This is a genomic window from Tunturiibacter gelidiferens, from assembly GCF_014201335.1.
Lineage (GTDB): Bacteria > Acidobacteriota > Terriglobia > Terriglobales > Acidobacteriaceae > Edaphobacter > Edaphobacter lichenicola_E.
In genome coordinates this window covers 384,770-409,213 of the sequence record NZ_JACHEB010000005.1, presented here as the reverse complement: position 1 = coordinate 409,213, position 24,444 = coordinate 384,770, and the positions used below count along the sequence as shown (strand labels likewise).

The window sequence follows — 24,444 nt, the reverse complement described above, 5'->3', positions numbered from 1 at the left end:
GGTACTTCCTCATGCAGCTTGCGAGGACCTATCGCGAGATGCAGTGCAACCCATTTTCCACGGATCAGTTGCTGGTGACCAGGCAGAAAGCGCGTCGATTTGATTCATTGACACCAGTTTCTGGAATCGCCAGCTCGAATCACTCGGGCTTGCAGACGGTTCGCCTGGAAGATGAGGAAGAAAGTATCCCATCACCAGTCGCGGCGCGGTCTCGATTTCACGTGGACTGTCTACACCCCGGACGTCGGCTATGGTCTGTGCCAACTGCGGAGTGTCTCTGCTTAGAACGAGATGCGAGCACTCAATTGAATTTGGCGAGCTGGATCCATCGCATCTGTGATCGTTCCGAATCCTGCAGTATTCACGAACCGGTTCGGCGTATCCAAGTTCACTTTATTCAGAGCGTTATAGACTTCGCCGCGGAGTTCGAAGTTCGCCTTCTCGGTGATCGGAAAGCTCCGCACCAGGGCGAAGTCCAAGCTCTGCATACCCGGTCCATAGACTGAGTTCCGACCCACGTTGCCGAAGGTATAGGCGGAAGGAGCGGCGAACGCTGCTGTATTGAACCACTCGTTCGCGTTGCGGGTGCCCTGGCCGAACATCGGTTTGCCGGTATAGTTTGCCCGGATCGGATTCTCGCCGAGTGCCGTTCCCGCATTGGCAGTGTCGCCGAAGACAGAGATTGTCAGCGGATAGCCGGTCTGTATCTGATAGATCAGGGACAAACGCCAGCCCTCTGTCGCGACTTCTGCAAACCGTGATTCCTTCCATGTAGGGATGTCGTAGACGCCGGTCAGCGCAAAGCGATGACGTATATCGCAGGCCGCCCCCTTCTCAGCGTCCAGATTGTTGTTGTTCTGCGGAATTGCAGATTCATACATAGGTGACCTGAAGTCTGGTGCATTCGAAAGATTTTTCGCGTAGGTGTAGTTTGCGACGAGCGATAGCCCGCGTCCATATCTATGCCTTAATGTGACGTAGCCAGCGTCGTACCAGCTTTGCGCCGAGTTCTCGAGGAGGTTAATAGTGCTGACCGGCGTGACGAGTGGGCTTGCCGGGTTCAACACCTGAATGTTCGAAGGCAAAACGGTTCCCGGGACAAAGCTCATGGATTTAACGGGACGCCGCGGCTGAATAAGACCAGGACCGGGCTGAGCATTGTTGATCAGGTGGGCGCGTTGCAGATGCCATCCGCCTGAACCAATGTAGCCGATCTCAATGGTTGTCTTCTGGCCGAGGGTCTTCTCGAGTGAGGTGCTCCATTGCTGGATGTATTGCGGAGAGGGATGGAGGCTCATTGCCGTGAAACTGACGACTGTTTTGCCGAGCACTGGTTGTCCGAAGTTATAGTTCGCGATTGCGGCGGTTGGGGTGTAGTTGTCGCTCTGTGCCGTCTCCGGGAAGACGTATGGAATGTTGTGACGCTGATTGCACCAGGTGTTCATATCGACGGGAGTGAAGAAGACGCCGTAGGCCGCATGCCAGACCAATCCAAGGGAGCCGAAGGTCTGCGCTAGGCCGAACCTTGGTGCAAAGTTCTTTCCGTTGGGGTACATCAGTCCCCTCGGGTATCCGTTCTGTCCGCCGATAAATGGTTGCGGCACGCCCGTGCTGAGATCGAGGTTACTGTTCGTATAGGTCACGTCCCAGAGCGCGCTCATGTACTCGTAACGAACGCCATAATTGATGGTCGTCGACGGGGTGATTCTCCAGGTGTCCTGCGCGAAGCCATCTGCGTACCACTGACGCAGATTCATTTGGGGAATGCCCGCCTGCCGCTGCCTGACTACGGGCATGCCCAGCAGGAAGCTCGCCAGCGCGGAGCCGGTGCCGTCATTGGTCAACGTCTCGGTGGTGAAGCCGCTGGTGAACTGGTAGTAGCCGCGATTCTGAAAGAAGCCCCACATCGGCCAGATGTACCACTGGTAAACGCCGCCGAATTTGAGGGTGTGCTTACCGGTTTGGAAAGTGAGCGAATCACGCCCCTCGATGATCGTGTCCCACGCATGCATCGGCGTGGCCGAGTAGCTGTCGCCAAAGGGCGAGTATCCCTGCACCGTGAAGTAAGGAGCACCCCAGGCCCCAGGGCCGCCGAATCCTACGCCCTGAATTCCTAACTGATCGACGATATCGTTTTTGTTCGCGCTCTCGGTTGTGTGATCCATGCTGAGCCGCGAGATGGCCAGCGTAGAGGTGTTTATCATGCGTGACGACAGGACGGTGCTGAGACCGAGCACTCCCTGCTGCGCGAGATTGTCGTGAGAATAGCCGAAACCGGGAAGGTTCTCAGGCATGAATCCATGTTCACCCTGAGCACTGTACCGGACAAAGACTGTGCTGCCCCTGTTGAAGTCGTGGTCGACGCGCACGGCGCCCTGGTCGGTGTAGTGGAGCTCGTTGCGCAGGTCGAGGTAATTGTTGGAATCGTTTCCACCTCCCACGACTGTGGGCTGCCCATTCATGGTCATGCCCATCATGCCGCTCATCTGGTTGGGCTGGGGCACGTATTGCCGCAGCATGATCAACGATGCCGAATTTAGCTCGCCGGGCGGAATCACATTCAGTTTGCCGTTGTATTCAAACTGCTTTCGCAGAGACTGCGGGTTTGAAGCACTGATGGGAAGCGCAGGGTTGTAGGCAGAATTCGCATACGTCGAGTTCGGATCATAGATGTTCACTCCACTGTCGCTGAAGTCTCCCGAAGCCTCTTCTGCGGTGGGGACTGTATCGGTCATGGGATCTGCCGCGGACCTGCGCAAACCTTCATAGTTCACGAAGAAGAACGTGTGTTTATAGATCGGGCCGCCGACGGCTCCTCCAAAGTTGTTCTGAACCAGGTGCTTGGTCATGCCCATCGAGCCAAAGGTGAAGGCATCCATCGCTCCATTGCGCAGAAACTCATACGCTGTGCCGTGAAATGCGTTCGTTCCGGAGCGCGTAGCGATGTTGATCTGGCCACCGCCCGCGCCGCCCATATCGGCTGAATAACTTCCAACTTGAACCTGAAACTCTTGCACCGTGTCCGGATTCGGATTCAGGTTCTGTGTGTTAAACGTGGGATCGGTATTGGTCGCTCCATCCAGCAAAAAGTAGTTCGCATTGGGCCGAGCCCCCGCAATGCTCACGGCAGAAAACTGTCCGGGACGCCAATACAAGGGATTCACATTGCCTTGCTGAGCGCCCATGCTCACGTGGGCTCCGGGCACGGTGGCGACGAGATCGATAAGCTGCCTTCCATTCAAGGGTAACTGTTGCACGGAGTCGCGATCGACAACTGCACCGACGGTGGCATCGGCAGTACGAAGTAACTCGCCGTTGACACCGACATTGACCGCCAGTGCCACAGGCCCAAGAGAGAGAGGAATATCGAGCGTGGCCTTTTGTCCCACTTCCAGCTGCAGCGACTGCTTGGCTGTGGCGAACCCGTTCTTGTCGATCTCTACCTGATATCCGCCTGGCTGCAGACCTCCCTCCACATAGAGGCCCGCGTTGTCGGTCGTCACATCGCGTGCCGCGCCAGTGAGGTCGGAAGTGATGCGCACTTTCGCTCCGGGCACGGGTAGATGTTGCGGATCGGTGACCTCTCCCCGCAATGTCGCGTAGTTGCTTTGAGCCTGTGACGCCATGGTAATCAGTGCGAGGAAAAGGGACAACGGCGCCAACCGCTTGAGCATGGTGATTCCTCTTAGAATCCAAAGAATGTGGTGAAATGAGCTGCCAGCACGATAACAACCGCCGACCTTGTTTCGCGACCACCTCATGGACGGTTCCAAGTTCAATCTTTCGATCTAGCCCGAAGCTCTAATCACGGTTCGATCAGTAATGAGAAACGCGTTTTGTGTTGACTGATCGCCAGCCGCCTAGTTCCCACGAAGTCGGGTTTTCATCAACTTCGGAGGGCGAACGGCAGCTTCAGTTGAACCGGTGTTCCCTGGGAATGTCTATCAGCTTTGACACGTCATCATACGTATTGAGGTTTAGGGTCTAGAGTCGGGGGTCGATTGGTTCGCTCTCTAACGCGAGAATCCCGAAGACACACTCATGGATGAGGCGCAGCGTTTCCTTGCGAACGAATCTCTAGTGCCTCGATACCGAGGGGCAAACTCTCTGCTTGCAAGAGATCGCTTGGCTATTCTCATCAACATCATCAATCTGTTGACGAAAACCTGGGCTGCCGAATATGGATCAAAAGGTGTCCGCGTGAACGCGGTGAGTCCCCGGCCCACGCGCACGGAGGTACGGATGCGATGGGTGAGAGCTCGAACAACTCCGGCCCAGGTGCCTGCGGGTCGTCCGGCAACCGCCGAGGAAATTGCTGAAGCAATTGTCTTCCTGGCGGCAGACCGTTCCAGCTTCATTCACGGCGCAAAACTTGCCGTGGATGGAGGGCGCACTGCCATCGGACAGCAATTGAACGACCCTCAAATGCGTGCATTAGCTATCGGCGGATTATCCTGTTTCGCCAACGGCTCCCGGTAATAGATCAGCATCACGAGCCAAGCCTCTCGGGAGCCAGCGCGCTAAAAACGGACGAACACTTGATCATTTCGTCATGGGAAACAAACCGTGGAGAAACGTGAACCCTATTTTCTAAATTACTGGCCTTCCTGGTGGTCGGCGAACAGCGCATCTATAGCGGCGAAAGCTCGAAGCTTTTCTCCGCGGTTAAACGAATCAATGCATCACGAAGAACCGACGCAACCTCTCAATTCCAACTTAAGCCACAAACCAGGTTTGCGCTTATTGGGAAATCCGATGCTGAGGAGTGATCTGTAAGAACTGAGGCATCTCTGGCGCATAAATATAGCGCTTTACTTCCACAGGCTTCAGAGCAAAGCTGAGCACACCTGCTTCTCGACCTCACTATCGGCTTAGGCAAGGCGATGCCGTAGCGAGAGAAAGCAGAGTCTCAGTGGAGAGCTTTGATCGGGTTCGCTGCAAGACCATCGCGCCCGGCACTGCGCCTCTTGCTTAGCTCTCTTGCCGCCGTTTTCCACGTCATCGGGTCAAGAACATTAGTGCCGGAAAGTCGGCTTGTCGTCAACAATCCATCTTTATCGAAAAGTTACTTGCCAAATCTTTCGCTATAGGAGTATTTTTCATTGGCGCAAGTTAACTCTCACTATTGAAAACTAAAACGTGAGGGCTGGCGCATGCAAATATTCGCAATGGGAGACCCGAATGCTGAGAAAACCGCTTTCCTGGATGCAAACTATCGTGAAATCTCGCCTCTTACTTGCCACAACGCTCATAGCCTGCGTAACCGGAAGTCACGCGCAGGTGAATGGGGTGGGCCAACGACCGTATCTCGGCTGGAGCACCTTCAGCCAGCAGACAATCAGTCCCACCCAGACCTTCCTCACCCAGGAGAGCATCATCGCGCAGTCCGACGCTCTGCGGAACTCTGGCCTGCAGCCGCACGGATATATTTACATCAACGTTGATGCCGGCTGGACCGGCGCCTCCGATGCCTATGGCCGTACGCTGTTCGACACCACACGCTTCCCCGACGTCGTCGCGATGATCCAGCATATTCACGCCAACGGGCAGAAGTTCGGGATGTACCTGAACCCTGGCGTCGGCACCGATCAGGTCGCAGCCAATAAGCCTATCCTCGGAACTCCCTATCACCTACAGGACATCATTGTGAAGCCGGCAACCATCGCCAACGCCTTCGGCGGAGGCGACAAGATCGACTACACCAAACCCGGAGCGCAGGAGTACATCAACTCCGTTGTCGATCTCTACGCCTCGTGGGGTGCGGACTTCATCAAACTCGAAGCTGTCACGCCGGGCTCCTATAACGACGACACCAGCATCGACAATCGCCCCGACGTAGCCGCATTTTCAAAGGCGATTGCGCAGAGTGGACGTCCAATCTGGCTAACAATATCCTGGGCGCTCGATCAGGATTACATCGCAGACTGGCAGGCGACCAGCAACGCGCGGCGCATCGAAGGCGACGTAGAGTGCGAGGGAGATTGCCCCTTTCTGACGGAGTGGAATCGTATCCAAGTTCGCTTCCTCGATCTTCCGAGTTGGGAGTCGACCGCGGGACCCACGCTCGGATGGAACGATCTGGATTCTCTTGAGATCGGTAACGACGCGACCGATGGCATCACCCCGCTGGAGCAGCAGACGGCGATGAGCCTCTGGGCCATGGCCAACGCTCCGCTCTCCATTGGCGGCGATCTAACGAAGATGTCAGCGACAGGCAAGAAGATTCTCGGCAACGACGAGGTGATCGCCGTCGACCAGTCGGGCCATCCCGCGAAGCAGGTTCGCGCAGGCTTTACGCCGATCTGGGCGTCGAATCTGGGCAATGGCGAGTATTACGTTGCTCTCTTCAACCTGAACTCCATTCCGACGCGCGTGAGCCTGCCGTGGAGCGATCTCGGCTTCGCCGCTACGCTTACCACGCGGGACCTGTGGAGCCACACAGAGCTCGGACCGTCGCTGCTTGAATACTCAACCGTTGTCCCCGGTCATGGCGTTCGTCTGCTAAAGGTGCGCGGTGTAGTGAAGGTCCCTCCGGCCAAGTCCACCAGCTATGAGGCGTACCAGGCCACGCTCACCGGATCAGCCCAGGTCGCCGATTGTCCTCTGTGCTCGGAGGGCAAGAAGGTTGGTTTCATCGGCATCGGCCCGAACAACAACGTTTTCTTCGACGATGTGAAGGTCGATCGCGACGGCGTCTACAACATGGAAGTCGACTCGGCTACGAACGGTACCCGCTCTTACATCATCAATGTCAATGGAGGTCCCGCAATCACTCTCAACTCCAGCGGTGGAAGCGGCAACGTTCCCTCCAAGCTGACGATTCCCGTGAAGTTGAAAAAAGGCGACAACAGCATCGAGTTCGGAAACCCCATCAGCTATCCTCCCGATCTCGACCGTATCGTGATCAGTGGAAATGGGACCGCGCCCTATCCCGAGACGCAAACCTACGAAGCGGAGCTGGCAGCGCTCAGCGGCTCTGCAAGCGCTGGGTTCAACGGCAACGCCTCCGGTCTGGCGAAGGCGGGCAACATCGGGGGCGGGCCCGGAGACAGTGTGACATTCGCGGATGTCGAGGTGCCATCCGCTGGTACCTACAACCTTGAAATCGATTACTTCACGCAAGGGCCACGGTCGTTCTCCGTCACCGTAAACGATCAGCCGGCCAAAGAGCTCGACCTCAATGGATACAGCTTTGGCACGCCGACGAGCACTGTTATCCAGGTCCAGCTTACGGCCGGCAAGAATCAGATCGTGTTCGATAACCCCTCGAACTACGCTCCTGATTTGGACTCAATCACCATTTCGCCACTAGTCTTCTAGTCGTTACTCAACGCTTCGGGCCTCTTCGAAAATAGAAGGGGCCTTTTTTCGTTTGCATCGAGAGCAGCTCAGCTAGCGAGACTTCGTCATTTTACGAAGTGGACGGCCTGTCGATTGACGAACGATAAGTTCAACCGGAATGTATAGCTGCCTGCCGAGACCGTTTCGCCCGACCCGCATCTCCTCCAAAGCTCCGTGACAGCTTTGGGCGATAAGCTTGCGAGAAACGCTCATGGTTGTCAGACTCGGCGATACCAGATCGTCCAGTTCGATGCCATCGAACCCGACTATAGAGATCTCATTTGGGACAGAGATGTTCAATGTACGTGCCGCCCGAAGAGCTCCCAGCGCAGTCAAATCATTGACTCCAATGACAGCAGTTGGCCTGTCCGCCAGGAGCATGAGGTTGCGCAACTCACGGTCTCCTCCGTCCGCACGATAGTTTCCATAGCGGACATACTCATGGCGGACTGTAATTCCGTGCATCTTGAGGGAGGCTTGAAAGGCATCCAACCTCAACTTCGAGATCATGAGCCCCGATGAACCGCCAATGAAAGCGATTTTTCGGTGCCCAAGGTCCTTCAAATAACCGATCGCCTGCCTCATTCCCTCCTCATGCATCAGACTCACGTCACTGAAGCAAGGGCCAGTTCTGCGGCTATCAATGGCCACCGTTGGAACCTTGCGAAGCGTCAGCAATTGATACGGCTCCAGTTCGTCGAGCGATGGTAGAACCACGACTCCGTCGACAAGTCTCATTAGCAACTGACGGACCGATGTAAGCGCTCCACCAACACTGGCCTCTGCGTTCGCCAGCAGAACAACCTGCCCGTTGGCTGAGGCGAGAGCCTCAAATTCTCGAAGAAATTCTGAAAAGAATGGGTTTGTCAGGTCCGGAACGATAACGCCGATAGCATGGCTCTGCCCATACTTTAGTGTGCGCGCTGAGATGTTTGGGACGAAATTAAGTTTCGCTACTGCGCGTCGCACCACGAGCGCGGTCTCCTCTGTCACCAGCGAGGAGCCGTCCAGAGCGCGCGAGACCGTGGCTACTGACACTCCTGCGTGTCTCGCCACATCTCGCATCGTCGCAGGCTTTTTAGGTCCTGATTTCTCGGCATTCTGGCGCATGGATTCCGTCTCCGCGACAAAAACTCTGTTGCTGAACTTCAAATCGAGACGATGAATCTCCCGCTCAGTCTACCCGATTGTCGAGAGCAAACCGGACGAAACGATCCGTTAGGAACGCTTTGCGAAGTTGACACACTTCAAAGCGCCGCTATATTGTGAGTTTGCATGTAACCGGATACATTTTAGAGTGTAAAACAGTCGTCAGGTTGACTGACCTGATGCTTTGACTGCAATCGGGTGGTCGCAGACCTCTTTTTGAGAGAGCATCCATGATTCTGAATCGAACTTCCGCGGCATCATTAGTCTTCTCTCTTGCTCTCGTGTGTGGGGCGACCAATTGCATTCGCGCGCAGAGCTCTAACGTGCCCTACGCGGAAACTGTCGCGGTGAAGGTCGATTCCAGGACGGGAGAGATCACTCTGAGATGGCGGGACGGGAGCGAGTTACAGGGGCTCACGTCAAATGTAACTCTTACAGACGGACGTTTGCTTACCACTGACACCTATACGGGTCATAGAGTCATCAGCGGCTCGCACGAGATCACGATCGAACATACTAAGCTCGGGCTGCCTACACTGATTCAGCGTGTCTATATCCCAGCCGGAAAGCCGTGGGTAGAGATCCAAGCTGAACTGGATTCCTCGACCACCCCTGTTGCGACCAATCGCTTCGTCGCTGTGCGGGTACATGGGGAAGGAGCATTCCAAATCGTGCATGAGGACGCACTGCGTGTGCTTCACGTACCGTATGACAATGACATGTGGTTTCGGTTCAATGCTGTAGCACTACAGCAACCCGACCAACGTATCACAAGCAACGAGGTGACGACGATCTACGACAACGCAAGCCGCCGCGGCTTTGTGTTTGGATCGTTGACCCACGATGTCTGGAAGACCTCGTTGACTGTGCAGGCGCAGAATGGGTCGTTGAAAGACCTCGAGGTCTTTGGCGGTTTGCAGGGGCAGCTTGGCGAACGGAGCGATACGCACGACTTTGTTGCTCATGGCGTCGTGAGCGGCAAGAAGGTGCTGTCTCCCCGCGTGATGGTGGGAGAGTTTAGTGATTGGCGCAATGGTATGGAAGCTTATGGCAAACGGAACGCCGAAATGCATCCGCCGCTCGGCTGGGCCGGTCCGCGTCCGCTGGGGTGGAATAGTTGGGCGGCATACGCAGACAAGATCAATCGCCAACGCTACATTGGCTCCGCACAGTTCGTACACGACAAGCTGAGCCCTGAAGGATTCTCGCGGAAGGCGGTCTACATCAACTTCGATGCGTTTTGGTCCAGTCTCGACGGAGTAGCGCTTGAAGACGCGATGGCCACCGTGAAGTCGATGAAATCGAGCGACGGCACAGTTTTCGAACCCGGTATCTATTGGACGCCATTTGCTGCCTGGGGCGGCGATCTCGACGCATTCGTGGAGGGTACGGATGGGAAGTATCGGTATCGCGACATTCTGCTTAAAGGGCCTGATGGCGCATTTTTGCCGACGGTCGACGGCGGCAAGCCTATTGATCCAACCGCGCCGGGCACGCGTCTGCGGACACAGTTCTATATCGACATGCTTGCGAAGATGGGCTTCAAATATCTCAAACTCGACTTTCTCAGCCACGGCGCATTGGAAGGCGTACACGCTGATCCTGCGATTCAAACCGGAACCGAGGCTTATAACCTGGGCATGCAGGACGTCGTGAAGGCGAATGCCGGGCGCATGTTCTTGAGTCTCTCCATTGCCCCACTGTTCCCTTCCGGCTATGGCCACGCAAGGCGACTCTCATGCGATACCAAAGGTCACATTAGCGGTAAAGATCAATCCACGGAATATATGTTGAATGCGTTGACGTACGCCTGGTGGACGGACGAAAGCCTGTACCTCATCGATCCTGACCACATCCCATTAGGGACCAAGGCCGATGAGGGCGCACGCAATCTCGTGGAAGCTCAAAGCCGCCTTCTATCGACGATCATCAGCGGGGGCATGATTCTGGATAGTACGCGGCTGGCGGACGATCCCGACGGGCAAGCAATGGCGCTGCAGGTATACAACAATCACGCCCTAATGAAGGTGGCCGATGAGGGGAAGGTCTTTCGCCCCGTGGAAGGCGACACAGGGGATGTTGCCGCAAAGATGTTCGCGCGACAATCTGCTCACGGATACTACATTGCCGTCTTCAATTACGACGACAAGGAGAAACACACCATCCAGGTGAATCTCGATCGCATCGATTCCAAATTCAAGGGCTCCGTTGTGCGCGATGTCGCCTCCGGTGTCTCCACACCAATGTCAGGAAGCAACATTGCAGTCGTTCTAGCACCCTCTGAGTCGCGCCTGATCGAGGTATTCGGCTCGAGCGAAGGGATGCGAAGCGACAGCAAAGCGCGAACAGTGAAGTGAGATAGACATGGGACGCGAGTGGAGCAGAGAGATGTTCCGTATGTCTTGTGAGCGAGCGATCAGCCGTCGCGAGTTCTTGCGCTCAGCCGCCGGCATTGGCACTGCTACAGCGATGTTCTTTGGATTGCCATTACGAGCGGCAGCCCTTCCTCCTATGCCTAAGACAATCGTTGTGACCTTTGGTGGCGGAGCTCGAGATGAAGAGACGTTCGCTCCTGAAGGTCAACGTTACATCCCTCGTTTGCTCGAAGAGCTTATACCACAGGCTACGTTCTATACCCAGGTAGTCAATCGGGGAATCCTAGGCCACTATGTTGCCAACGCCGGCCTTGCAACCGGTTGTTACGAAACTTTCGACAACTTCATGCCGATCGCGCCGAGCAACCCGACGATCTTCGAATACTACAGGCGGGATCGGCAACGACCAGCATCGGACGTTTGGGTGATTGCTCCCAGCAACGGCTTTGACCACATCGGCGAGAGCAATCACACGCTTTATGGCCATGGGCTCGGCGCGACAGTTGTGCTGCCCAAGCAACTGCTCACCCTCGCCAACCATCACGCCGTCGCCGACTGTGACCAGCTGCTTCGAGACAACTACGAGTCGCCTATCGCTTCACCACTTACAGCCAAACGTCAAGATTCGCTGCATGGAATGGCGGAGTTGATGAAGCTCTCGATGGACGATTTTCTCGCACATGCGCGCAAGTCCCAAAGCCCTGATGAGTTGTCGCTTTATATCGCTCAGCACGTAATGCAGACAGTAGCGCCTAGCCTGCTTTGGATCACCCTGCATGACATAGACATTGCCCATTCCGGCGCCTTCTCGCTGTACACCGAAGCAATCACCCGAACTGATAGCATCTGCGCGGATTTGTGGAAGAGTATTCAGAGCAACCCCGAGTATGCGGGCAAGACAAATCTGTTCCTACTGCCGGATTTCGGCCGGGACTCGGACATGAGCCCCGGCGGCAATGGGTTTCAGCATCACCGTACCGGCGACGCACTCTCTCGTACCACCTGGCTTATGGCAATGGGCCCAAACATCCGCCAGAGCGTTACAGTCGACCGTCCCGTGCAGTCCGTGGACCTGGTGCCTACGCTCGCACACTTACTTGGCTGCAACGCGCGATTCAGCCGCGGGAGTCTACTCACAGAGGTTCTATGATCGCCTCGCCAGCTTCGCTCCAGTCGTCCGACTTCGCGAAATACCCTTCGCAGGCGCGTGACCTCGCTCAACGATACCTGCCGACGTTGACTAGATTGCCGGTTGCCTTCCTCGCTGTGTTTCTTCGAGAGCTGATGGGTTATGACTGGCAGTTCCCTGTCGAACGCGCTGAAACAGAGGCGCAACTGCATACGTTAAGAAACAGGGGCGACCTTCCCAATCTTCAGCAGACTCTCGCTCGCTTCGATTCACTCCCGATCGCCCCATGTTTTCAACGCACTGGATGGGCCGCGCAGCCTTCCCGTGCGGTGGAAGAGATGACAGCATTTTTATGGAGCGCGGGGGCCATGGATGCCTTTCATGTGGCCGGAGCAGCTTACGGCGATCAACTCGCGCAGATTCGTGTGCAGCAGGAGAAGGTCCGGGATCGACTTTGCATCGTTATCGTTGGCCGCGATGCGACCGGCGAACAAGATCTGTTTCGTCATCTACGTCCGCATGGAATCTGCTTCGAAAATGTCAGTGCTGGAGGCGGCCTGAAGGCAGTCATGTCGCTTTTGGAGAAGCGTGCACAGGCTGACCCAGTTCCTTATGCCCACTGGTATGTAGACGGCGGAGAGACACACGATAGTGGCGCCCGAGCAGGTGTCAACTCCATCTCATACGGAGACCTCGCGCCAACGCGGCGCAACTTGCTTCAATACATGGTCACTGCACGCTCGTTAGGCTCGGTTGGTCCGGAAGAGCTGCGCAGCAGGATGATGCAGATGGGGCCGACACAACTCGGCAACTCTCAGGGCGGTTCAGACGAAGTCCTTCGCCACTTCGAATTGAGTGTACTGAAGGAGGGAGCCGGCACACAGATTTTCAGCACGACGTTCGTGCAGTGGACAGCTCGTGAGTTGTTGCGACGTGCACGTCCAGACACTTTAGTACTACGCTATGCGCCTCGACAGGCAGACCGACCGATGAATGAGCTGATTTCCGTCGAAGATGGCGAACAGGAGCTCGACCCCCGCGGATCCCTGGTTGACGCTGAGATGGGGGCCTACTACACCTGGATCAACCTGAACCGACTGCACGGTGAGGAAAACTGCCGTTTCATTTCATGGCATGAGTCAGGCACAACCGCCATCGCGGTGTCTCCGGCTCTTGCGAAAGGGACAGTTTCGACGCAGACCTGCGATGTTGAGCAACTTCTTCATTGGTCGTTGGGATAAACCACCGAACAGTATTTTCCGGAAGCCGCCTCACTTCCGCAGGGCCGTGCGAATCGTGTCGGCGGCCTGATCGCCCATAAGGGCCGCGCCAGAGTGCCCAAAATGCACTGTGTCCTCATAGGTGTCCAAGTGCTTCATCATGAGTGAATGCTGGTCATCAATCGTGACTCCAAGCGAAGAGAACAACGCTTGTGCAATCTGGTTCCGCTCGTTGATTCGCTCATTCGTGGCACCGTTGAAGGCCTGGATCTGCACGGGCGTGATCGTCGCCCAGACCAACGCATGGTGACTCGGAGCGATCTGCTCAACACTGTGCAGCAGATCAGGCAACGCAGTTTTGTACTGTGCCTCCGAGTAATCCCAGCCATGCATACCGTTGTTGAAGTGAATCACCCGGAAAGTGACATTCTCCATGGCTGCGAATTCCTCAATTTGTCGCAGAAGCCGCGGATCCCCCACTGAGGTGGACACGGCCATGAGATAGACATTCGCAACCCCTTTCAAGTCTTTCGTAACTTCAGGAAAGTAGTTACGCGTGATGGAATCTCCGAGCAGCAGCACGTTGGGAAGAGCCAGATCTGCGTGCGATGGCCGCACTTCCCACGTCCACTCAATCTCCTCCGGAATGGAAATCTGTTTCTGCGCCTCGCCGAGCAGCGTCGCGCAGGCGAGCAATGCGGTTATCGCAATGGACCAGTAAAGAGCTTTGTGGTTTCCATAGTGAGTCAGGTTGCGTGAACGCGTGGACGCGTGCAAATTATCCTCCTGATGATACCTATTTTGAACCCAGCGCATGAGCGCTCATGATTACTTCGTCCGGGTCAAGGTGAATGCCACCGCCTGAAAATCGCCGCGGAGTCTGAGATCAAGCCCATGATGCATCCAGTATGAGCCAGAAGCAGTGATGGGCGTTCCGTCGTCAACGTTTCCGGCGATCATGGATAGCGTGTAGGTTGCGTTCTCTTCGAGCCCGCGCAGCTGCACGAGTGGAAATGGATAGAGCTCGCGGCTGGAATGAAGGAAGGCAAACGTGACGGCTTGTTTGCCATCCCGTGAGACGGTCTCCGTGACGGATTGCTCGCTGTTGTTCTCCGAAGCAATCAGCCGGTAGAGAGAACCGCGCTGGACCGTTTCACGAATGGATTTGTACGCAGCTACCATCGCCCGGGCCTCGTCCACGTCTTCACGCGTCCATTTGTTCAGGTTGGCTCCGATGCCGAGCGACCCCTGCATGGACGACAAGAAGCGATACTCGAGTGAGAGCGATCGATTGTTCACCCAAGTGGGTGAATCCGTCACCCAGGCGGCCATGACTCCGGGCGAGTACGCATAGCTGAAGCCGTTCTGGATGAACAGTCGATCGTAAGCATCAGTGTTGTCCGAAGGCCAGACTTCATCGGTGAAGCGCATGACACCCAGGTCAACGCGGCTGCCGCCACCCGAGCAGGACTCAATCTCGACATTCGGATGCTTCCGCCGCAATTCGACGAGAATGGAGTAGAAATTATTGGTGAAGTCGACGTAAACGTTCTTCTCGGAGTCGGGCGCAGCCGCGGGCCAGCCGGGTTCGGACCAGTTACGGTTGTAGTCCCACTTGAGAAAGGCGATGTCATTCTCTGTTAGCAACTTGTCGAGAAAACTATAGACATACGCCCGCACATCAGGCCGGGCGAGGTTGAGCACTAACTGGTTGCGGCCCTCCGTACGCGGACGTCCCGGAAAATTCAATACCCAGTCAGGATGCTTGTGATAAAGATCGCTATTTGGGTTCACCATTTCAGGCTCAACCCACAGACCGAAATCCATGCCTAACGAGTTCACCTTATCGATGAGCGGCTTGAGACCATGGGGGAACTTTTGCTGGTTCACGTACCAGTCGCCGAGGCCGGAATGATCGTTCTTGCGTTCGCCGAACCATCCGTCATCCATCACAAAGCGCTCGACGCCGATGCTTGCCGCTTTTTCGGCGAGCACCATCTGGCCAGCCTCATTTACGTCGAATCCAGTCGCCTCCCACGAGTTATAGACGACGGGTCGCAGGTTTGGGTTGGGATGACGGGGCAAGATCGAGTCGATTTCGTAACGGTGCATCAGCCGGGACGCGCCACCGATGCCGTGGCTAGAGTAGCCTCCATAGAAGTCGGGCGTGGTCAGTTTTTCGTGAGGCTTCAGCAGATAGGCGAAGTCGAAGGCATTCTGGCCGCCGGTGACGCGTACTTGTTGGAGCTGATCCTGCTCCACAGATATTTGCCACGACCCGCTCCAACCGAGCGCCCCAAACCATATCTCACCTTGATCTTGATCGCCTGCGCCTTCGCGGTCGATAGCAAACCACGGGTTGTTTTGTGCGCCGGTAGTACCGCGGCGGCTCTCCAGCACGGTTTTACCCGGCTCTATATGCCTTTCCTGCACGTTCCACTCCCCTGCCCAGCGGCCGGTGAGATAGCGAAGCCGATAGTCTGTGCCACGTGGGAGATTCCAGGTACCAGCTGCAATCTGCTCCACCGTGAACGGAACGCCGGTGCGATTCTCTATTGTCGCCGAGCGGCGAAGGATTCCCGTCTCTCCATCGGCCTGATAGTTAAGCGTGACGTATACATCGCGTGAGATGTCTTTCGTCACGATGGAGAGACTATCTCCATCAATACGATTCGAGACGTATTTCAGTGCAAGATCCCGATTGCCATCAGGAAAGGTGATCTTCAGATCTGGGTCGACATAGAGTCCGCCTCCCCACCCTACATACTCCTGTGGAGTGACAGTAACTGGAAGTTCGAACGATGAAGGCTCCGGCATACTGTGTGCAGCGGCGAAATGATCACTTGCAGCGAGATGTCCGCCCCAGTACAAGTTCTGGAGTCCCTGCACTTCATTAATACCGAACACATAGGTGCTGTCAGCGGCGTCGATGCGAAACACACCGGTGGTGGAATCGAACTGGATGGTCGCCGGCGTAGTTTGGGCGCTCACGTTGACGGTGAAACAACTAGACAGAGCAAGCACCAGAGCGGCAATACGTAGATGAAGAGCCGAAATAACCGTACAACACTGCATGGATACAACTCCTACGTTTGGGTGCGAGAGTCGGCGACGTCGGGCGCTTTGTCGAGAAAGCTCTGCGGTCGCAACCGGACCTGCTGACCGGCTTGAAGATGAAGGTGAGTAACTTGGTCGCGATAGCGGATCGGAATTGACCCGCTTGCTCTCGCGGTGATGGTAGCTGAGCTAAGTTCGCCGTTGCGCCATTTCACGGCTACCACGTAACTTCCTCGTGCACAGAGACCGCGGAAGGACCCATTTCGCCACATTGCCGGCAACGCAGGTAGTAACTCGATCTCGCCTCCATGGGACTGCAAAAGCATCTCGGCAATCCCAGCGCTTCCAGCTGTATTGCCGTCAATCGCGAAGATATTCGAATCGGCTCCGGCTACGCCCGCACTGGAGTAGGTCATTAAATTGTCGTCCGCTGCCTTTGCGATAAGACCTACGAGATGCCGGTGAGCTTCTTCACCTTTGAGTAATCGCGCGTAGTAGACCACCAGGTTCGCTCGGCCCCACTCGCTCTGCTCCCAGTGCGGCGCGCTCATTCGACGCTGGATAGTGACTTCTGCTGCACGGGCTAAGGCAGGAGTGGTGCGCGGCGAGATCTGATGCTCGGGATAGAGCCCCGTGAGATGAGAGGTGTGCCGATGGTTCGGTTCGGCGTCCTCAAAGTCTTCCATCCACTCCTGCAACTGGCCGTGCCGGCCAATCTGCAGTGGCGGCAGCTTCGTACGAGCTGCCTCTACCCGCGAGCGCAGATCGGCGTCGATCGATAACGTAGCGCAGGCCTCCACGATCATGCTGAATAAGGCGTGGACGAATACGCGGTCGATCGTATTTCCCATCGATTCCGAGGCGTGTTGCCCGGACGGAGTGATGTACCAATTTTCTGGTGAGTCAGAAGGTCCAGTCACAAGCCAGCCATGTTTCGGCTCCTCCACCATGTAAGCGAGAAAGAACTCAGCGGCTTCACGGAGTACTGGATACGCCCGGGCGCGGAGAAATTCTGAGTCACGTGTGAACTCGTAGTGTTGCCACATCTGCGTGGCGATCCAAAGGCCGGCTGTCACTACGATGCCCCATCCTGTGCCGCCCGGGGCAGTATAACCCCATGGATTGGTGACCGTATGCGCGACCCAGCCGGGTGAGCCGTACATCTCCTGTGCAGTCGCCTTGCCCGCAGAGGCAAGACCTTCAATGAGCCCGAACAGCGGAGCATGACACTCCGAAAGATTGCAGACCTCTGTGGGCCAGTAATTTTGTTGAGTGTTGATGTCTAGATGGAAGTCGTCGGTCCACCCCATGCTGCTGGCTAGCCCATCATTCCAGATACCCTGCAGTGCAAGCGGGAGGACTGAGTCTGCGCGGGAACCCGCAATCGTAAGATAGCGGCCGTACTGGAAGAAGAGAGTAACAAGCTCAGGATCGTCACCACCATCCTCAATAGCCCTACGACGTGTATCTGTTGGCTGCAGCCGCGCGCTTTGGGAGCTTGGTCCCAGGTCCAGCGACACGCGGCGATACAGAGGACGGTAGTCCTCAAGGTGCGCCTGGCGAAGTTGCCGGAACGACTTGGCTGAGGCTTTTCGCAGAGCCTCACGAGATGCCTTCTCCGGGCTATCTCCGCGAAAGCTCGTGCCGGTAGCAAGCAGAATCATTACGGCGTCCGCGCCTGAGACGGCGATGGCCTGGCTCATCGCGGACATCGTGCCTCCGCGGGCAAGCACCTGGGCTCGAATCTGGATTGCTACCCCGTCTTGACCGCTGCTGTGCTTATCCTCGAAGCAGCTTCCTTTGAGTACTAATGTGTCTTGACCCTCTGTACTTGTGGTATTTGGAATCTCGCCCTGACTGAAGCTCATACGAAAGGAGATCGCACCTCGTTGGCTAGCGGTCAGCTGTATTGCGATTACACCGTCAGCATGGGTTGCGAAAATCTCACGCATATATTGAACGCCGCCACATTTAAAACGAACTGCAGCGATAGCATCTTTCAGGCTCAGCGATCGCTTGTACTCCACCGGCTGGTCAACGTGCTCGAATGCAAGTTGCAGATCCGGCAGCGGCAGGTTCGTACCGAAGTTCTTCATGCATCCCGGGAGGTACTTACTGCATAGCGTCTGCGCTTCGTCGTACTTGCCTGCGAAGAAGAGCTCACGTATCTCGCGGATGTGCGGGAGCGCCCCTGGATTGACCTCACCTGTTGCGGTGGCGCCGGACCACGCTGTCGAATCAGATAACGCGATCCTCTCGTTTTGAATGCCGCCGAAGACCATGCCTCCAAGACGTCCGTTGCCAACAGGCAGCCCCTCAAGCCAGCGCCTTGCCGCCTGCTTGTACCAGAGTTCTTCAGCAATTGCCGTCGAGCCATTCTCCGAAAGAGCGCCGGGGGTATGTTGCAGGGCAACCAGAGCCAGACTACCTTGCACGAAACTGCGTCTGTCGATACTCAACCACCTCTCCTCATCTGTTCGACTCCGCTTCATCCCAAAAGACGCCGATACCTCCGACCGTCGGAGGGCGCAAGGTTAGAAAACAATAGACTCCGTAGAGATGCAGGAACCAGGAGGGCCGTACAGAGAACCGGCCCTCCTGGCGAGTTAGAACGCGTACTTCAACGAGAGCTGAAGGAAGCGAGCATCAGGTGTGTTGTTCTGGAAAAACTTCGTTCCCGTGATCTGACCGGCTTGCGGTCCGATACCGGTCGCAGCAGTTCCATTCGTTGGGTTTCCATTCGTTGGGTGGTTGAGCAGATTGAAGGCATCGACGCGGAATTGCAGCGATTGTTCGCGGAAAGTGGGGAAAGTCTTGAACAACGACATGTCCACCCGCGAATAGCCGGGGCCGTAGATCTGGTTCGAGCGACCACCAAGAAATGCGACAGCGGACGCGTAATCCGTGACGACGGTTGAACCTGTAATGAGGTTTCCGGGCAACGGATTTACGAAGGCGCAGGGGTTATACCAGTTCGTCCGTGTTTTGACCTTTGTAGGACAAGAAGTCAAGCTGGGGTTATTGGCCGTGTCTGGAGTTCCACCCGACTTGAAAGGATCACCGACGAGGAGGGCACGCGCGGTTCCACCATTCGCAGTAGAGATGCTCGGCGACACAGTGAAAGGAGTGCCGGTTTGCACTGCGAAGACCACGCTTGTGGACCAGCCGCCGACGGTATATTCCGCGAGACGGGAGTTGTTCAGATACGCACGCCCCTTCCCGAACGGCAGTAGATAGTTTCCGTTCAAAGTGAAGCGGTGACGAATGTCGTACGGCGAGTTCGTCCATTCCTGTCCGTACGGAATTAGTGCCATGTTGCGGTCGCCGACTGCGGTCGAAAGTCCGCCCGCGTCGCTTGTGTCATCGAGCGCGTGCGCATAAGTGTACGTCGCAAGGAACGTCAGGCCGTGTGACGTACGCTTCTCCAGCTTGGTCTGAAGTGAGTTGTAGTTGCTGTCGCCGCCGAAGTGGATCGTTCCGATTCCGCTGAGGTCGGGGAATGGCTGGAACTGCTGCGTCGATACACCTGGAGCGAAGAGACCGCGTATCGTGTTGGGATCGTAGTAGGTCGAGAGGTGCCTGGACGAGTTGGCGACATAACTGACAGTCGCCGCAAGGTTCGGGGTGATGGACCGCTCCACCGCGAGGCTGTAGTTAATGGTGTAGGGCGTCTTGATGTTCGGATCGATACCGTGCAGACCGGGAAAGGACACAAAGTTCTGAAGTCCAACCCCTGTGGCTGCTACCAGGCCATTCTCCAGCGAGATGCCCTGAGACAACAGCGATGGACAGGCACCTAAAGCACAGTCCGGCGTTGGGAGATTGGCTCCGTTCGCCCAGGGGAAGTTCGTTCCAAGGTTGGTATTGCCCTGGCTCTGCAAACCACCGTAGAAGAGTCCGAAGCCGGCGCGGACAACGGTCTTCTCATCGGTCCGGAACGAAGCACCCAGACGCGGCGCGAAGTTAACGCTCTGTCCCGACGCCAGCCGATCGTTGTCGTTGTACTCTAGCGATACGTGATCTTTGGCCAGCACGGCGAGGAACGGCGCGCCGAGGTCCTGATTGCGTGACCGACTGGGAAGCTCGTAGATGCCCGTTCCAGTACCGACGCCCAGATTGCCTGTCGAGATGAAGTTCGCCTGGTTGCCTGCGTTCTCCTTGTATGGCTCATAGTGATCATAACGAAGGCCAACGTTGAGCGTCAGCCGTGGCGTGACCTTCCAGTCATCCTGCAAATAGGCTGCGTTGTACCACTGTGAGTCATTGATCGGAGGGCTGTTCGCAATGGCGGCAGAGTTCATCTGCCCAAGCAGGAAATCTGCCGGACCTGCGCCTGTTGTGATGGAACTCCCCACCTTGCCCGTGTACTGTCCATTGAAATAGTACTGGCCAATCGGGTTCGGAGCATAGCGATCGAAGACACGAATCGATTGAAACGACACGCCCGCCTTAAGGGAATGGTTTCCAATGGTGCGCGAGACGTTGTCCAAAATTTGATAGACATTCTGGGCCTCGTCCTGTGTGCCTACAGATCCCCACTGGTTGATCTGGATCGGGCCATAGCCGAAGTAGCCTAGTGGAATGCCACCGAGCCCGGGACCGTTGTTGGGAATGCCACCCAGCCCAAGCGATGCCGCCAGGGAGTAGTCGTTGGCGTTGGGTTGGTGGTATTGCGAGACAATCCAGTTGTAGCCAAAGCGGAACTCGTTGAGGAGGTTCGATGTGAAGGCATGGGACTCGCTGAGCATGAAGTTTTCAGCCAGATTCGTATCGTTCGCACCGCCAAAGCCGCCGCCATCCAGTACCGGACCAAGCGGCAGACCGTTCGTCTTGATCTCGTGCGCGTAGCTGAAACGCACGTAGGCCTGGTCCTTCGCGCTTATATTCCAGTCCAGTCGCTGATCCCACTGTACCGTGTTATCCGTCCGAGCGAGGTTCACACGGTAGTTGTTGTAGGTCAGTCCCGGCACGCCGAGGTTCGGCTGTGGGTACAGGTTGATGATTTTCTGCGCAACGGGATCGATCTGGTTCGGGCAAAGCGCATTGTTGACACCGTTACAGGAAAGCGTCGTCGTGCCACCCGAATTCGGGGCATAGAGCTGAACCGGCACACCCTGGTTGTTGAGGCTGGTATTCAGCAGTTCAGAGAAGTTACCCGTGCGCATCAACGCTGTTGGAACCGTGGTCGTGGTGGGTAAGGCTACCGAGATTCGGTTGGCCTCGACGTCGCCGAAGTAGAACAGATGGTTCTTCCAGAAGGGCAGGCCGATCGTTCCGCCGAACTGGTTCTGGTGATAAGGCGAGATCGTGCTTGCGTCCCAGTCCTTCGAGTCGAGATTGGTATTACGGAGATACTCCCAAAGATCACCGTGGATGGCGTTAGTTCCAGACTTTATGCTGGCGTTCATCACGGCGCCTGCGGAGTGACCAAACTCTGCGCTGAAGTTGCTTGTCTGAATGCTGAACTCGGCGAGCGCATCCGGCGGCGGGCGCATTACAAAGCTTGAGCCGTTGAGGAAGTCAATCAGATTGGTGTTATTGTCGACGCCATCCAGAACAAAGTTGTTTTGCTCGGCGCGCTGGCCGTTCGCGACGAAGTCGCCCGTACCGCTACCGCGGGTGCCTCCGAACGGAGGAGCAACGCCAGCCGTCAATTGCGCGATGTAGACCCAGTTGCGACCATTCAGCGGCGTGTTGTTGATCGTCTCGGTGCTGATGACCTGGCCTACCGCCGCTTCCTGCGTCTCCAGGAGAGGGGCACCAGTTGTCACCGTGACTGTCTCGCTTGCGGCGCCCGCTTTTAGCTTCAGGTCGATGTTCAGGCGCTGCTGTATATCGACGTGCAGGTTCGCCTCCTTCGTCGTCGAAAACCCAGGAGCGGATGCACTCAGTGTGTAGTCGCCTATCTTGATCGGAGAAAAGACGTAGACACCGCTCTCATTGGCTTGGCGTTGCAGCGCCAATCCTGTCTCCGGGCTTGTAAGCGTAACCCTCGCATTTGGAATCGCCGCACCAGAAGAGTCCTGCACGACACCTGTGATCGCGCCCTGATCCACCTGGGCATGTGCTAAACCGCATAGGGATAGAAGAAGCAGCCACGCCATTGGCCATGACTTCCCTTTCACCAGAAGACACTCTTCAGATTCTAGAACCACGTTTTCGCCTCGCATAAGTATTTGCCTCCAGCATGCGCCGTCGATTTGCTACCTCGGCGCTTTGCTTCTGACTTCAGTAATTCCTGGGACCCCTGTCTCTCGAGAGGGTTGAATCGCATGAATCGACATCTTTAGATCCCAAAATGAATCCGGTTACATTTCGAGGAGAAAAATACAGAAACTCAATCTCGTTTGTCAATGAAAACTTAAACGCACAGGTGAAACTACACTAAGCCACTTGCAGCGCCACATATTAACTTCGCCCCTAAGGCTTCTGCTATCCTTCGCCGGAAGTAGATTGACGCTTGAGGTGTGAAGCAAATGTTGAGGTCAGCGTGCCGTGGGTTGATCGATATTGCGTCCATGCTCCAGTTTATAGATGCTCCAAACATACGGGAAGCTCGGACCATCCTGGAACTACTACTGCCCGGATATCTCATAGCATCTCTTCTGATCGGATGGGCCGCGAGGCGTAGATTTCGAGCGGCGAACTCTTATCTCAACGCGACTCGATCCCTGCCTTCGGGTATTGTCGTGCTCTCTTATGTCGCAGCTAACTGTGGAGCATTCGAGGTCATAGCGCTAAGCGCCGTAGCAGCGCAGTACGGGGTATTAGCGTTTCACTTCTATCTGATTGGAGCTATCCCAGCAATCGTTTTTTCGGCACTCCGATTCCTGCCACTCTACCGTACCCTTTCAATCCGGAGTATGCCGCAGCTCCTGGAGATTCGCTACGGGCCGCCGATGCGCCTCCTGAATGCTTGCGTTGTCGCCAGTTCCCTGCTCCTGCTCGCTGGCGTGTCGCTTTTCGCTGTCGCCCAATTTCTGGAGGTGGCCGCCGGCTGGAGCTTCGTCACCGGAGCGGCCACCACTGCTACTGTCGTGCTTGCTTATATCCTTTTGGGCGGACTCCGCGCGACTATCTACAACGAAATACTGCAGCTGACCGTTGTGCTTCTCGGGCTTGTCCCCATCGGCTGTCTAAGTGTTCGGTACCTGCTGATTGCTAAGAGAACGAACCATATCTTGCTTGGCCACCTATGGGTGGGTCTGCCGACCTCGTCTGTGTCCAGTCCATTTGATGTTCTTGGGCTGATAGTGGGATTGGGATTCGTCCTCGGATTCGGATACTGGTGCACCGATTTCGTGCTGATGCAACGCGCTTTCACTGCCCGGACGGAGTTAGCCGCACAACAAGTTCCTCTGTGGAGCGGGTTTGCGAAGCTCGTCTTTGCCATTCTCGTCGTTTGTCCGGGATTAGTTGCAGCCCGTCTCTTTACCCAACTCGGCACTACGGCACGGTACGAGCAGGCTATCCCGCTGCTCATGCAAAGCGCATACGGTCCCGTCATGCTGAGCATCGGGTGTACCGCTCTTACCGCCAGCCTCCTGTCAGGGGTCGCAGCTAACGTGGCGGCATTCGCTTCCGTATGGACAGAGGACATCTATCGCACGCAGTTACGTCCGGGCCGTCGCGAAGAGCACTACCTGTTCGTCAGCCGGTGTGCAATTGTTTTTGCTGCCACTCTCGCAGTATTCGATTCCTCCATCACGTTCTACTTCAGCTCCATCATGGAGCAAGTGCAGTTGATCTTTACCATCTTCGGCACCCCGCTCTGGGCGATTTTTCTGATCGGCATAGTCTCTCCCCGCGTCACAACCCGCGGCGCTTTCGCTGGCTTCTTTGCTGGAATGAGCGCCTCGATATTGCACCTGATCTTTTCTGTCTCAGGCTTTCTGCGCTACGGAACGATGATGAGCGCCAGCTTTCATTCCGCCATATACGCCTTCCTGACGACCTGCGTTGTCGCAGTGTGCGTCAGCGTATCTGTACAGTCGGATTGCGAATCTGGAGATGGTTCTGCACGGTGGTCAAAGTTGCAGTCAGATCACCGGGTGTACCGGTCCACGTGGGTACTCGCGACCATACTTATGGTCCTTTTGCTCGAACTCAACTGGCTTCTCCGCTAAAAGACGTGGTTGCGGTGCGCGCCCGCGCCAAGCGCATCGTTTCGCAG

The 24,444-nt window shown here is 56.1% G+C and carries 13 protein-coding genes; 6 read left to right on the top strand and 7 right to left on the bottom strand.

Annotation, left to right across the window (positions count from 1 at the left end; translation table 11 throughout):
- Nucleotides 1–281: 281 nt before the first annotated feature.
- Both HDF14_RS12985 and HDF14_RS26045 read right to left on the bottom strand, forming a co-directional pair.
- Complete coding sequence (locus tag HDF14_RS12985) at nucleotides 282–3,674, bottom strand: carboxypeptidase regulatory-like domain-containing protein (RefSeq protein ID WP_183977278.1); 3,393 nt, start codon at nucleotides 3,672–3,674, stop codon at nucleotides 282–284.
- A gap of 310 nt (nucleotides 3,675–3,984) precedes the next feature.
- Complete coding sequence (locus HDF14_RS26045) at nucleotides 3,985–4,047, bottom strand: hypothetical protein (protein WP_313899568.1); 63 nt, start codon at nucleotides 4,045–4,047, stop codon at nucleotides 3,985–3,987.
- A 78-nt stretch (nucleotides 4,048–4,125) separates the two neighbouring features.
- Here HDF14_RS26045 and HDF14_RS12975 point away from each other — a divergent pair, with 78 nt between their 5' ends.
- Nucleotides 4,126–4,479, top strand: coding sequence for an SDR family NAD(P)-dependent oxidoreductase (locus HDF14_RS12975; RefSeq protein ID WP_221304669.1), 354 nt, complete (start codon nucleotides 4,126–4,128; stop codon nucleotides 4,477–4,479).
- Between the two features lie 738 nt (nucleotides 4,480–5,217).
- A complete protein-coding gene (locus HDF14_RS12970; protein WP_313899561.1) occupies nucleotides 5,218–7,320 on the top strand; it encodes an alpha-galactosidase D in 2,103 nt (700 codons plus the stop codon).
- Nucleotides 7,321–7,392: 72 nt separating this feature from the next.
- Here HDF14_RS12970 and HDF14_RS12965 read toward each other — a convergent pair whose 3' ends face one another.
- Entirely contained in the window at nucleotides 7,393–8,451 is a 1,059-nt protein-coding gene (locus tag HDF14_RS12965) for a LacI family DNA-binding transcriptional regulator (protein ID WP_183977274.1), read from the bottom strand.
- Nucleotides 8,452–8,813: 362 nt separating this feature from the next.
- On the opposite strand from HDF14_RS12965, the gene HDF14_RS12960 reads away from it, so the two are divergent.
- From HDF14_RS12960 to HDF14_RS12950, 3 genes are read left to right on the top strand one after another with little or no spacing between them, the layout of a single operon-like run.
- Nucleotides 8,814–10,847 carry a hypothetical protein gene (locus HDF14_RS12960; RefSeq protein WP_183977272.1) on the top strand — a complete coding sequence of 678 codons (2,034 nt, stop codon included), beginning with the start codon at nucleotides 8,814–8,816 and terminating at the stop codon, nucleotides 10,845–10,847.
- A 31-nt stretch (nucleotides 10,848–10,878) separates the two neighbouring features.
- Nucleotides 10,879–12,015, top strand: coding sequence for a hypothetical protein (locus HDF14_RS12955; protein ID WP_183977270.1), 1,137 nt, complete (start codon nucleotides 10,879–10,881; stop codon nucleotides 12,013–12,015).
- Nucleotides 12,012–13,235, top strand: coding sequence for a hypothetical protein (locus HDF14_RS12950; protein WP_183977268.1), 1,224 nt, complete (start codon nucleotides 12,012–12,014; stop codon nucleotides 13,233–13,235). Before HDF14_RS12955 ends, HDF14_RS12950 begins: the two co-directional genes overlap by 4 nt.
- Before the next feature lie 30 nt (nucleotides 13,236–13,265).
- Here HDF14_RS12950 and HDF14_RS12945 read toward each other — a convergent pair whose 3' ends face one another.
- The 4 genes from HDF14_RS12945 to HDF14_RS12930 form a co-directional block, all read right to left on the bottom strand.
- Nucleotides 13,266–13,991, bottom strand: coding sequence for an SGNH/GDSL hydrolase family protein (locus HDF14_RS12945; protein WP_183977266.1), 726 nt, complete (start codon nucleotides 13,989–13,991; stop codon nucleotides 13,266–13,268).
- Between the two features lie 51 nt (nucleotides 13,992–14,042).
- Nucleotides 14,043–16,289 carry an alpha-galactosidase gene (locus HDF14_RS12940; RefSeq protein WP_183977264.1) on the bottom strand — a complete coding sequence of 749 codons (2,247 nt, stop codon included), beginning with the start codon at nucleotides 16,287–16,289 and terminating at the stop codon, nucleotides 14,043–14,045.
- Between the two features lie 11 nt (nucleotides 16,290–16,300).
- Entirely contained in the window at nucleotides 16,301–18,730 is a 2,430-nt protein-coding gene (locus tag HDF14_RS12935) for a glycoside hydrolase family 95 protein (RefSeq protein ID WP_260698221.1), read from the bottom strand.
- 147 nt (nucleotides 18,731–18,877) lie between these two features.
- The gene (locus HDF14_RS12930; RefSeq protein ID WP_183977260.1) at nucleotides 18,878–22,375 is read right to left on the bottom strand and encodes a TonB-dependent receptor; all 3,498 of its coding nucleotides are present in this window, start codon (nucleotides 22,373–22,375) and stop codon (nucleotides 18,878–18,880) included.
- A 372-nt stretch (nucleotides 22,376–22,747) separates the two neighbouring features.
- Here HDF14_RS12930 and HDF14_RS12925 point away from each other — a divergent pair, with 372 nt between their 5' ends.
- Nucleotides 22,748–24,397 carry a sodium:solute symporter family transporter gene (locus tag HDF14_RS12925; protein ID WP_183977258.1) on the top strand — a complete coding sequence of 550 codons (1,650 nt, stop codon included), beginning with the start codon at nucleotides 22,748–22,750 and terminating at the stop codon, nucleotides 24,395–24,397.
- Nucleotides 24,398–24,444 lie beyond the last annotated feature (47 nt).

Coding starts and splice junctions, on each gene's coding strand:
- HDF14_RS12985 (WP_183977278.1), bottom strand. CDS start 3,674: ATGCTCAAGCGGTTGGCGCCGTTGTCCCTTTTCCTCGCACTGATTACC.
- HDF14_RS12930 (WP_183977260.1), bottom strand. CDS start 22,375: ATGGCGTGGCTGCTTCTTCTATCCCTATGCGGTTTAGCACATGCCCAG.
- HDF14_RS12940 (WP_183977264.1), bottom strand. CDS start 16,289: ATGCAGTGTTGTACGGTTATTTCGGCTCTTCATCTACGTATTGCCGCT.
- HDF14_RS12955 (WP_183977270.1), top strand. CDS start 10,879: ATGTTCCGTATGTCTTGTGAGCGAGCGATCAGCCGTCGCGAGTTCTTG.
- HDF14_RS12965 (WP_183977274.1), bottom strand. CDS start 8,451: ATGCGCCAGAATGCCGAGAAATCAGGACCTAAAAAGCCTGCGACGATG.
- HDF14_RS12925 (WP_183977258.1), top strand. CDS start 22,748: ATGTTGAGGTCAGCGTGCCGTGGGTTGATCGATATTGCGTCCATGCTC.
- HDF14_RS12950 (WP_183977268.1), top strand. CDS start 12,012: ATGATCGCCTCGCCAGCTTCGCTCCAGTCGTCCGACTTCGCGAAATAC.